This is a genomic window from Methanomicrobia archaeon (assembly GCA_011049045.1).
Lineage (GTDB): Archaea > Halobacteriota > Syntropharchaeia > Alkanophagales > Methanospirareceae > JACGMN01.
In genome coordinates this window covers 47,665-59,365 of sequence record DSCO01000038.1, presented here as the reverse complement: position 1 = coordinate 59,365, position 11,701 = coordinate 47,665, and the positions used below count along the sequence as shown (strand labels likewise).

8 protein-coding genes and 2 pseudogenes are annotated in these 11,701 nt (G+C 43.5%); 7 read left to right on the top strand and 3 right to left on the bottom strand.

The window, feature by feature from the left end; all coding sequences use genetic code 11:
* Nucleotides 1–555 precede the first annotated feature (555 nt).
* From ENN68_04670 to ENN68_04660, 3 genes and pseudogenes are all read left to right on the top strand, one after another.
* Entirely contained in the window at nt 556–1,698 is a 1,143-nt protein-coding gene (locus ENN68_04670; protein HDS45374.1) for a glycosyltransferase, read from the top strand.
* Between the two features lie 91 nt (nt 1,699–1,789).
* Nucleotides 1,790–3,304 carry a flippase gene (locus ENN68_04665; GenBank protein ID HDS45373.1) on the top strand — a complete coding sequence of 505 codons (1,515 nt, stop codon included), beginning with the start codon at nt 1,790–1,792 and terminating at the stop codon, nt 3,302–3,304.
* A gap of 66 nt (nt 3,305–3,370) precedes the next feature.
* Nucleotides 3,371–4,246, top strand: a pseudogene (locus ENN68_04660) (IS5 family transposase).
* 340 nt (nt 4,247–4,586) lie between these two features.
* Here the strand turns inward: ENN68_04660 and ENN68_04655 are convergent.
* Entirely contained in the window at nt 4,587–5,300 is a 714-nt protein-coding gene (locus tag ENN68_04655; protein ID HDS45372.1) for a hypothetical protein, read from the bottom strand.
* 446 nt (nt 5,301–5,746) lie between these two features.
* Between ENN68_04655 and ENN68_04650 the strand changes: the two are divergent.
* The 3 genes and pseudogenes from ENN68_04650 (at nt 5,747) to ENN68_04640 (ending at nt 8,219) form a co-directional block, all read left to right on the top strand.
* A pseudogene (locus tag ENN68_04650) lies at nt 5,747–6,277 on the top strand (transposase).
* Nucleotides 6,278–6,472: 195 nt separating this feature from the next.
* A complete protein-coding gene (locus ENN68_04645; GenBank protein HDS45371.1) occupies nt 6,473–7,180 on the top strand; it encodes a phosphocholine cytidylyltransferase family protein in 708 nt (235 codons plus the stop codon).
* A 1-nt stretch (nt 7,181) separates the two neighbouring features.
* Complete coding sequence (locus ENN68_04640) at nt 7,182–8,219, top strand: hypothetical protein (protein ID HDS45370.1); 1,038 nt, start codon at nt 7,182–7,184, stop codon at nt 8,217–8,219.
* Nucleotides 8,220–8,223: 4 nt separating this feature from the next.
* Here the strand turns inward: ENN68_04640 and ENN68_04635 are convergent, their stop codons facing one another.
* A complete protein-coding gene (locus ENN68_04635; protein HDS45369.1) occupies nt 8,224–9,453 on the bottom strand; it encodes a hypothetical protein in 1,230 nt (409 codons plus the stop codon).
* A gap of 209 nt (nt 9,454–9,662) precedes the next feature.
* On the bottom strand, nt 9,663–10,793 hold the full coding sequence (locus tag ENN68_04630) for a glycosyltransferase family 1 protein (protein ID HDS45368.1): 1,131 nt from the start codon (nt 10,791–10,793) through the stop codon (nt 9,663–9,665).
* Nucleotides 10,794–10,855: 62 nt separating this feature from the next.
* Here ENN68_04630 and ENN68_04625 point away from each other — a divergent pair, with 62 nt between their 5' ends.
* On the top strand, nt 10,856–11,629 hold the full coding sequence (locus ENN68_04625; GenBank protein ID HDS45367.1) for a glycosyltransferase: 774 nt from the start codon (nt 10,856–10,858) through the stop codon (nt 11,627–11,629).
* Nucleotides 11,630–11,701 lie beyond the last annotated feature (72 nt).

Genomic DNA, 11,701 nt, shown 5'->3' with positions numbered 1-11,701 from the left:
GGATGCGCTCCTGAAGAGCCGGATGAGGGAAAACTTCACGTCCGGTTCTGTGAGGGGGCTCATAGTCACCCCGGAGCTATTACTCCATCAAGAGGTAGGCTATGAGCTCTACTCGACAAAGAGGTTTTTTTCAGAAGAGGAGAAGGGCAAAGAAGGAGGCATTGTTAATGAGTATCGTGTTATCGCTCCATGTTGTTACACTGCACAGATATGGGATAACGAACATCGCCACAAATGATCCTGACTTTGAACGAGTCGAATGGGTTCGGATCTGGAAACCTGATAGCAGATCGATGCTCTCTTTGGGATTCTCTAATGAACTACCCGACCGTTATCAGTGAGGTGCGGGGGTACTTATCCCGCTTTTTTGCGTACAGTTTCACACGCTTCTTCGACCTTCTCTTCCCGACAAGCCGCGGATTTTACGAAGGGCTAGAGGAATCGTGAGCTCGTGAGCGGTGGCCGCCTAATACCCGTCTCCGTCTGGCCGGAAACAGTTTTTAATGCGCTTAGCGCCAAGGTAATGCTAAGAACTAAGTGAGCGTAGAACGAGAGATGCCGGACGTATCAGTGGTTATGCCCTCGCTGGACGAGGAAGGCACGATCGGCGCCTGTATCGAGAAAGTGAAGCGGGTATTTACGGAGCAGCACATCGATGGCGAGATCATTATAGCGGATAATTCTAGTGATCGAACGCCGGAGATCGCGCGAGCGCTGGGCGCGATCGTAATCACGCCTGAGCAGCGCGGGTACGGGAACGCGTACCGCGCGGGGCTCGCGCATGCTACAGGAGAGTATATCGTTATCGGGGATGCAGACGGCACCTACGATTTCTCAGAAATTCAGAAGTTTTTACAGCCGCTGCTAGAAGGTAAGGCAGACCTGGTGATGGGCAATCGCTTCGGCGGCATTATTATGAAGGGCGCGATGCCGCGGCTGCATCAGTACATCGGCAATCCGTTCTTAACGAAGATTCTGAACCGGCTCTTCAGGATCAAGATCTCGGATGCGCACTGCGGGATGCGATCGTTCACCCGAGCTGCGTACGAGCGCATGGCGTTGCGAACAGGCGGTATGGAGTTCGCATCCGAGATGGTGGTGGAGGCGGCGAAGCAGAGACTAAGGATCGCGGAAGTGCCGATAAACTATTACCCACGTAGCGCGCCCTCGAAGCTGCATTCCATTCGTGACGGCTGGCGGCATATCAGGTTCATGATGCTCTACCGACCTGAGCCGTTCCTCTTCTTCCCGGGTGCGCTGGTGTTCCTGCTGGGTGTGCTCCTGAGCCTGACGATACTCATCCGCGGCAACGTGGGCACCTCGCATATGCACTCGCTCATCTTCAGCAGCATCCTGGTGATCATCGGGTTCCAAACGGTGGCGACCGGCATTATCATGAAGGCGTACGCAGCGGTGCAGGGCATAGCGGAGAAGGAAGGGTGGATCAAGAAGCTGCTGGACTACCATTCGCTGGAGAAGGAGCTTGCACTCGGGATCGGGCTGCTGCTCATAGGATTCGCGCTCGGGTTAAAGGTAATAGGAACGTGGATCAGCACGGGGTTCGGATCGCTCTCGGAGATCACCACCGCAATGCTCGCAATGGTGCTCGCGGCGATCGGGATCCAGACGATCTTCACGGCGATCTTCTTGAGTGTACTGATACTGCGGGAAGGAGAGCCTTCAGAGATACCTGACTAAAGAGGTGATAAATCGCATCAACTGCGACGTTAAATGCTTTTTGATAGCTTTTTGGCCTTTTATATAGCCATTTAACCATTATGTTCGTATCATGATCGCGCGAAAATCGACGTTGATCATTATCACGCATCTCCTCAATGGCTTGCTAGGCTATATCGCGTTAAAGTTCATCGCGCTGTACATGGAGCCGTGGGAATACGGCGTTGTCGGTTTTGCTTATGGTTTTGTCGCGTTATTTTCTTTTTTGAGTGACCTTGGATTTAATGCTGCGCATATAAAGAGGGTCTCAGAAGGCCGGGACCTGGAAACGTGCATAGCTACCTTTGCGGTGACAAAGCTCGCTTTAGCTGGTTTGATGGCAAGCGTCGTTATTGGTTCTCTGGCGGTATGGAAGTATGTAGTTGGTAACAGTTTTGAGACTCCATACCATGAATCCGCTGTCTATATTCTTCTCGCTTCCTTCCTTTTGCTCGGCGTTACCCGAACGATGATTTTTACGTTTAACGCGCGACAGGAAATCGCTAAGTCACAGCTACCGCATTTTGTGGCCACACTGGCACGAGTTGTTGCAACTATAGTTGTCGCTTATTTGGGATGGGGCGCATTAGCGCTGGCTTACACCTATCTTTTCGGTGAACTCTTTCAATTTAGTCTCGCGCTTTTTTTCTTCCGTAATTATTCGTTCGGTAGACCCTCTGCAGACTATTTCCGTGATTATCTCCGGTTTGCTCGTCCTATGGCACTGGCATCAGCCGCCTATATCATCATGACGAGCATGGATAAGGTCTTCATCCAGTTTTTCTGGGGTGCCACGCAGGTCGGCGAATATTTTGCCGTGTTCAATCTGTCTCACTTCGTCCTTTTATTTGTATATGCCGTTGGAACGCTTTTATTTCCGGCTATATCTGAATATCATGCGATCAACAACATTGAAGGCGTGAGAAAACTCTTTTTACAATCTGAGCGCTATTTAAGCATGATCGTTTTTCCGCTCGTTGTTTTGCTGGCCGCTCTGGCAGAACCGGTAATACACATATTGATCAGTGATCAGTACCTGCCAGCAGTACAAGTCTTGCGTATCTTACCCTTTTTTGTAGTACTTGAGACGTTATCGCTACCGTATGTGAGCAATTTACAGGGCATGAACGAGCCGCAAAAAGTACGTAATAGAGTTATTATAATGCTTATATTAAATATTACACTCAACCTTGTCTTAATTCCGCAAGAACTAGAAATAATCGGGCTACAATGCGCGGGTTTAGGAGCGCTCGGAGCAGCAATAGCAACGGTTGTAGCATATTTTGTAGGACTGATTTATATCAAACAGGTTGCCTTGAAGCTCATCGGAATAAAAGGATCGGGACGTATTATGTGGCATGTCATTGCTGCTGCATTGATGGGCGCTATCGTGCTTTATACAAATAATATTATGGCTATTGGAAGATGGTACGAATTATTGGGGATAGTAGTGGGTGGCTTACTCCTTTACTTTGTACTTCTGGTTGTATTCAGGGAATTTACTAGAGAAGACCTCGATTTCTTTCTGTATACCTTAAATATAAGGGAGTTGTTTAGGTACCTTAACGAGGAGCTCCGAGGGAGATAAGGCTCAAAAGATGATTCAAAAGCTGCAGAAGATCACCGGTAGTGGTAGATGTAACGTGATTACCCAATATCACTCGCGGGGGGCTTGAACGAGGCGAACAAGCGGGTGGCATAACTCGGCGATAAACTTGCAGAGATAGAATCGTTGCTTGATTGGGAAGCGTTCCGTCCGATAGTGGCCGAGCTGTACGATAACAAGAGCGAACGAGTCGGTCGACCGAAAAACGATGAAGTGCTGATGATCAAGCTGCGGTGCTTCCGCAGTGGCACGGGCTCTCTGATCCCGAACGGGAGAAAAAGGTCGCGGATCGGCTCTCGTTCAGGGTTCCTCGGGTTTCCACAGACTATTCCTGATTTTACGACCGTCTGGAGGTTTCGAGAGCGGTAGGCAGAGACCGGCAGAGATCAAGCGATCTGGGCGGAGCTCCAGCGGCAGCTTGGTGCGCTCGGCCTGCAGGTGCGAAAAGGAGTCGTTCAGGACGCGACTTTTATCACCGCGGATTCTGGGCATGCGAAGACGGACACGCCACGCGGCGATGAGGCGAAGACGCGGCGAAGCGCCAACGGGACGTGGGCGAAGAAGAACAATAAAACCTCTTTTGGCTATAAAGTCCACACCAAGGTAGATACAGACTTTGGTCTCATACGAGAGCTCGAAACGACCACTGCGTCGGTCCATGACAGCCAGATAGACCTCTCCAACGAGGGCGAGGTCGCCTATCGCGATAAGGGATATCAGGGTGCGGGATGCAGGGGCTATTCCGCGACGATGAAACGCGGGGCTCGTGATCATCATATCGGCATCTGTGATACGCTGCGAAATCGCCGCATCAACAAAAAGAGAGCCACTGGTGAACGTCACAATGCGATCAAGGATGTATTCACCGCTGGGCACGTGCAGCTTACCACGGTAGTGCGGGTCAACGTGAATATGACCTTTTAGCTTCAAACTGTTCCGGTTACGGAATTTCGAGCGGTAAGGAGTGATTTGAGGTAGCGTGAGCTTTCGAGAAAAAACGAGGAAAAAAGGAAAATAACGTCGAAAAAGCGTAAAAACCCCCAAAAAGACCTGCGAGAGACGAAAGGAAGCAGGAGAAAAATGGCTGGGCGTTGAAAAGGGCTAAATCAAAATCCACTGAGATAGATATAGGGAAACACACTTTCTGCTCGCTCAATCCGCCCTTTTGCTTTTTGCCCGCGCTTCTCCATTCTACAACTCGGGAAAAAGAAAAGACACTTAGCTCTCCCGAGCCATATTTACTTTGAAGTTAGCATAAAACTACCTAGCAGTTTTTGTCCTCCTTTTTTTCTCCATGGACTAATAAATAAGTAGGTTTATCATTAGAATACCACCATGAATACGAAACAGTATATCCTAACTCTTTTAACCTATCGACATATTCAAATTCATTGCCGTTATGAACTTCCATCTCAATTATTCTAAATCCTAACAAATCCGCATCTCTAAAACTCCACTCTGCACCCTCTATATCGCTTTTGAGAATTGTAGGTTCATATCCTTTATTTCTAATCAACTCCAAAAAATATCTAAGAGGTTTCGTTGGTACTGTAACTTTTTCATTATGCCATTGTACTATAATTTCTTTTGTATCTTCTGCAATAGCAAACTGTAACGGTATAATTTTACCTTCAACTCCGTTTAATTTAAGATTCAGTAATAATTTATCGTAATATACGGGTTCAACTGAAAAGACGGTACAGCCATACAAAGCTAAAGGTATTGAAATATCCCCAACGGTAGCGCCGAGATCAAGAATTATATCATTTTTAAAAATTTTATCTGGATGTAATAAAGGGTATTGATCCCATTCATAATAAATCTTTTTTATGATAACTGTTTTGTACGATCCAAAAGGGCTAGGAACTACAGCATATATCCCTTTTTCTTCCAAACGTTTTAAATCAACAATTGCCTTTCCTTGTTTTTGAAGATATGCATCAAGATACCCGCCCGCTAAATCCTTGAATCTACCCATTTCTCTCTGAAAAATTTTATTCTATCAGTTTAAAAAAGTGGCACTTCTCCTCTCTAAAAAATACCTCGCCCTATTTAGCCATGCGTTCTGATCCTATCTATACTTTACCCTCACCGTTCACATCAAGCGACATTCATCTTTTCGTGCTTTCCTCGGCACATGGTTACGCATCGTCAACGGCGGGCTCTACCCATTTTGACGATCCTCGAAGTGATCAGGGAGAAGACGATGCTCTTTACCTTAGGTTGTTTACAAGCTTCCTGCTTCGTTAATACCCAATAGACCGACTCTGCAAGATGACGCGCGGTAGCCACGTTCGATTTTTAAGCGCCTCTTCGCGCCCTTCACCTTCTGATAGATCCACTGGAATCGATTCTATATGGACGCCTCGGAGTTCGTAAAGAGGAGGCGTGCGCCCAGATTTGTCTCATTAAGTTAAAGCAGCCGTTCAGGACGCGACTTTTATCACCGCGGATCCTGGGCATGCGAAGACGGACACGCCACGCGGCAAGGAGGCGAAGACGCGGCGAAGCGCCAACGGAACGTGGGCGAAGGAGAGCAATAAATCCTATTTTGGCTACAAACTCCATAGCAAGGTAGATAATGACTTTGGTCTCATCCGAGAACTTGAAACGACCACTGCGTCGGTCCATGACAGCCAGATAGACCTCTCCAACGAGGGCGAGGTCGCCTATCGCGATAAGGGATATCAGGGTGCGGGATGCAAGGGCTATTCCGCGACGATGAAACGCGGTGCTCGGGAACATCCTATCGGAATCTTGGATACATTGCGAAATCGCCGCATCAGCAAAAAGAGAACTCCTGGTGAGCGGCACTATGCCGTAATCAAGAGAGTTTTCAAAGCCGGACACGTGCTGGTTACCACAGCCGAGCGGGTCCATGTGAAGATGATCTCCACAGGTCTTAGCTTCAATCTGTACCAGTTATGCACGCTCAAGAGGCAGGGAGCAGTTTAGGGTAGCGTAAGCTTTCGAGAAAAAGCGAGAAAGCGAGGAAAATAACGTCTAAACGGCGTAAAAAACCCCAAAATAGAACAAAAAAAGATGAAAAACCCGGGGGGAAAAATTTGGATGGCTTTAGATACACTTAATCAAAATCCTCTTATGTTATCATCGTAAAAATAATGAGTATCGTAACTCTGGGGAAGAAGCATGAAGGCAGTTATTCTCGCTGCAGGAAGAGGTACAAGGTTGGGCGAGATTACATGCCATAATCCCAAATGTTTAATGGATATAGGAGGGAGAACTATCCTAGAGCGCCAAATTGACCTATTATTTAAAAATTCTGTTACTAAGATCTATATCGTAATTGGATTCATGGCAGATAATATAAAAAAAAAACTTAAAAGCACCGAGAATTTAATATTCATAGAGAACAGGGAATACGAAACTACGGAGAATATATATTCGCTTTATTTGGCTTCTAACTATGTTAAAGGTGAAGAATTTTTTTTATTGAATGGGGATACAATTTTTGAAGAGGACATAATTAAAAAGTTGCTTAATTATTCAGAAAAAGACGTTGCTCCCGTGGATAGCTATTATTATGATCTAGAAGAACTTAAGGTGAAGGTAGAGGAAGGATTTATTAAAGAGATATTACCAAAAACCGCACCAAAAATGAGTAGTGATGGTTCAACAATTGGAATTTTTAAATTTTCTTCACATGGTAGTAGAATATTATTTGATGAGATAGAAACGCTTATTGCAAAAAACATAAAAAACAAGTGGTTTGAATATGCGTTAAATGAAACATTACGAGATATGAAAATGCACAAATTGGATATCCGTGGATTAAAATGGGTTGAGGTGGATACGTTAGAAGATATTGAAAAAGCAAAGGAGATCTTTATTACGTAAAATGATAATCAGCATTGTCGGAACAGGTATGTTTGGTTTTGCGCTCGCGCATCATCTGGGGGTAAAATATCTAGAAAATAAAGAGAATACCATAGTGACATATGATTCAAATTCTGAACTAATGCGGCATCTGGAGACAGATAGAAGCCACCCCTATCATTTTAAAGACAAAAAATTGCCAAAAAATGTATATTTCGCAAGAACCAAAAAAGAATTAATAGAAGATGCAGATGTTGTCATTTTAGCTGTTACATCACAAGCTATAAGAGAGATTATAAAAGAGATTAAGGCTTATTTAAAAGATAACATAATAATTGTAAATACCGCCAAAGCTCTAGAAATTGGAACAAACAAATTGTTCTCTGAAGTTATAGAAGAAGGGATAAGCAACACCACGTCAAATTATACCATTGCGAAACTATCAGGAGGCACTTTTGCAGAAGATCTGGTAAATGATGCCCCGTTAGGAGCTGATATCAGCTGTGAAAATATTGTCGTCCTCAAGAAGTTGCAAGAAATATTTCAGGGTAGAAATCTTAGAATATACGGGAATACTGACTTGATTGGTGTTGAATATGCCGGTGCGTTTAAAAATGTTATAGCAATTCTTGCAGGCGTTATTAACGGTTTAGGTTTACCATACGGAAGTGAAACACACATGATTTCGAGAGCTGCGAAAGAAGCTAAAGAAATTGCAGTTGCTTTAGGGGCACACCCGCACACTTTTTCAATGGAAAGTCAGTGCTGGGGTAATGATTTATGGATGAGTTGCACTGGGAGATCTAGAAACCGCGAATTTGGTAGACTAATCGGCACGGGATTATCTCCCAGCGATGCGCTGGAGAAAATGAAGGCAGGGCGTAAACTAGTAGAAGGATATTATACCATTGGAGCTATCCCGCAACTATGTAAAAAAGCGAATCTACGATCGCCAATATTTAATGAAATATACAATATGGTTTATGAAGAAAAAGCACCCAAAGGATCGATAAAGCATCTAATGAACAGGGAGGCGGAACATATAGGTGAAACTTTTTGATTTTTTACGAATTTAATAGTTTTTCTATAACTTTTACAACTCTTTCTGAGGCTTTACCATCAACGTCTCCGTGAATTATTTTTAATAACTTCTCCTGCTTTGCTTCAAATATGTTTCCGTTTTTTAAAACAGTTTCCAACGCTTCATAAAACTCTTTAGTATTATGAGCTATTTCTCCAACCCTACATTCTGGAGGTATTTCAGGTTTTCCTCTTAGTTCTGTTAAAAAATCTTTATTTGCTTCTAAATAGATAATTGGTCTTTGTGTTAAAAAATAATCCGTATAAATTGAAGACCAATCAGTAACCAGAATGTCTGAAAGAGCAAGCAATTTCATTGTATCTGGCTCTTTGGACATATCAAGCCAGTAAACGTTATCGTACTTGTTTATAATTTTTTTAAGTAGTCGCTTTTTAATTTTCGTATATGGGTGAAGCCGTAAAATCAGGATTAAATCATTTTCAGTGAAAAATTTGCAAAAATGATCAAATTCATAATAAGCATCACCCCAAGGCCATAGCCCCACATCGTAGGTAGGGGCATACAAAAGAATAACACCAGTGTTTTTTATTCCTACATCCTGCAATAACTTATCTCTTGAAATTATCAAATAATTATAAAGCATATCCATTTCGGCGAAGCCCGTCACCTTTAATCTCGCTTCAGGTGCATTCCATAATTCTATGTGCCTTTGCTTGGAATATTCTGACGCTAAACACCAGATATCATGCATTTCATAGTCTTGTAAGGTATGATGAATGCCTTTTGGTCCAACACCATGCCAGAGTTGTATAAGCTTATAATTTTTATGCGGCAGAAACGAGAAAACATCAAGTCCCGGGTGTGACCTGATCCATACATCTGTATTCAAAAACCACTTCAATCCAAACAGACTGTAAGAATAAAATACCTTACCCCCCGTCTTCTTAACGTGTTTTAGAGTCTCCCATCGCTTAGCGACCCAATAGCAATCGTATTTATCAGAGTACTCCTTCCTGATTTTTTCAAATACAGCTCGCGGATTGCCGGTATAATGGACACTGCTAAAAGCTAGTATAACTTTATTTTTTTTTTTAGTTTTGTTATAAAAAAGATAATAATATAGCCTGACTGCAATATAAAATAAGACAATATTAAAAATCCATAAGATTGATATTGGTAGAGAATGTAGCTTTCTTAAAAAAACAAAGCCACTTGTTAGACCACTCTTTAAATATATTATTTTATATATCATCTAATAGCACCTTCTTATAGAGCAACAAAATTCTGTTTATTATTTTTGCTTTATGGTTGCTTCTAGTTGATATACTTATTGCCTTCGTATAAAATGCCAATACTTTTCTAAGAAGTAACAACAAGTAACCGTAAACGCCCTTACACTTCAAGGTTCTATTTAAGTCAATAGCGCAGTATTCACTAAATGGTACCATTATAACTGGTCTATTATTGCACAAGCCTCTCGTACACCCCATCGATTTGTTTTACAACCCCTTTCCAATCAAATTTTTCTTTGACCTTTTCAAAACCACTCTCTCCAAATACAGCAGTATCCCACGCTTTTAATGCCTTATCATACAGATCGTCAATATCATCAGGCTCGAAAAGATAACCATCTGTTCCATCCGTTATTATCTCCTTAGGTCCTGCATTATTCGCGCCAACTACCACTTTCTTACAAGCCATAGCCTCCAACAAAACTGAGGGGAATGTGTCGTATTTACTTGTTAGAATGAAAACACTGCACGCCGAAAAGGCATTTATGAGATCTTCCCGAGTTAGTTCACCTAAACAGGTGAGATTTTGTGGCAAATCTGCCCCATAGTAATTTCTAACTTTATCGGGTGTAAGGTCTCTTCCCACCATCACAAATTTCCTATCTGTTATCCTTTCAGCCAAGTAAATGAACAAATTCGGTCTCTTGTATTCATCAAGCCGCCCTGCAAACAAATAAAAATCGTCACTCACAGCGAATTTTGCCCGAAAATCAGCAGGATGAGCAGTTGTAAATTCCGCTACATTTATGCCGTTGGGAATATAAAGTGCATCTACACCAGCTTCTTTGAGCCATGCTTTGAGCCATCGAGCAACTGCAATAACAACGTCACTTTCTTTGCAGGCGTTGAGCATTCGTTCATTCAATAAAGACCGATAATCCCAATCGTCGGGGTAATCCTCCTGCGTGTAAATACCGTGAACCGTATGAATATACTGTGCTTTTTTCTTCCGCGGTTTCGAATACAAACCCGGCCATTCAGGATGGCCATGCAGATGAACGATATCGTAGCAGGGTAAAAGTAGTTTGCTGTAAAAGAGCCCGTATACATCGAGAAATGACACCTTCCTGGTTGTTAACAGCGACGAGGCCGGCCGCAAATATCGGCTGTACGATGATAACAGAGGCGTGATTGGTTTCAAATCATATTTCGAATAGTCCATAATATTGAGTATGTGGCGCTGCACACCCCCGAATCCCGTTATCTGTAAGATAAGAGGTCCTATAGCTATCTTTTTGCTCGTGTCCTTCTTGGTGACGCTACTAGCCTCTTTCATGCCTTTCATAGCTTCTTCAGTCAACAAAGGTGGCGCGGTTTCCTGTCAAAATAAAGATATATAGGAGCTCCACTTAATATATTCTCGTGTTGGTTAGCATCGTAATAACGGTAAAGAATGAGGCACGGAGCATTGGTAAATTACTTGACAGCCTGCTCGCGCAAGAAAAAACGTTTGAAATTATTATCGTGGATGCTCATAGCATTGACACCACTCGTCAAATAGTTGAGGAGTATGCTGAGCAAAATCCCGAAATCCGGTTGTTTGTACATGAAGGAACCAGAGGCTACGGGAGAAATTTCGGTGTAGAAAAAGCACAGGGCGAGGTTATAGCATTCATAGACGGCGGCTGTAAAGCTGATAGTAAGTGGCTAAAAGAACTGCGAAGATCAATCGTAGAAGGTTATGATATAGTAGCGGGGAAAACCATAAATGTGGGCCCCTTCGCGGACATAACAAGGGTTGAAGTGAACCATAAAGGATATGATGTTACGTTTCCTGCGTGTAATCTCGCATACAAGAAAGAAATATTCCAAAAAATTGGCGGATTTGATACTGGTTTCGTTACTGCTGAGGATGTTGATCTCAATTTCAGGGCCGTCGATGCTGGTGCTCAACTGGCTTACAACGAACATGCCGTGGTGTATAGGGATACGAGCAGATCGGTAGTAGGTTTTTTGAAACAGGCGTTCTGGTATGGCTATGGACGGAAGCAGCTCACAATGAAGCATGGCAAATTATGGAGCAGGTATTCACCCCAAAAAACGCTTCAGACGCATTTTTCGCTCTTCGGCATTCTCCGGTTAGTTTTTGGATCACTGGGGTATATTTCGTGCTCTCTGCGAAGTAGAGCGATATAACGCGATTGCGGAGGGATACGGATCCGGACAACCAACCCGGTGAGACGATTCTCGTTGAAACCACTTCTACCC

Coding starts and splice junctions, on each gene's coding strand:
- ENN68_04670 (HDS45374.1), top strand. CDS start 556: ATGCCGGACGTATCAGTGGTTATGCCCTCGCTGGACGAGGAAGGCACG.
- ENN68_04665 (HDS45373.1), top strand. CDS start 1,790: ATGATCGCGCGAAAATCGACGTTGATCATTATCACGCATCTCCTCAAT.
- ENN68_04655 (HDS45372.1), bottom strand. CDS start 5,300: ATGGGTAGATTCAAGGATTTAGCGGGCGGGTATCTTGATGCATATCTT.
- ENN68_04645 (HDS45371.1), top strand. CDS start 6,473: ATGAAGGCAGTTATTCTCGCTGCAGGAAGAGGTACAAGGTTGGGCGAG.
- ENN68_04640 (HDS45370.1), top strand. CDS start 7,182: ATGATAATCAGCATTGTCGGAACAGGTATGTTTGGTTTTGCGCTCGCG.
- ENN68_04635 (HDS45369.1), bottom strand. CDS start 9,453: ATGATATATAAAATAATATATTTAAAGAGTGGTCTAACAAGTGGCTTT.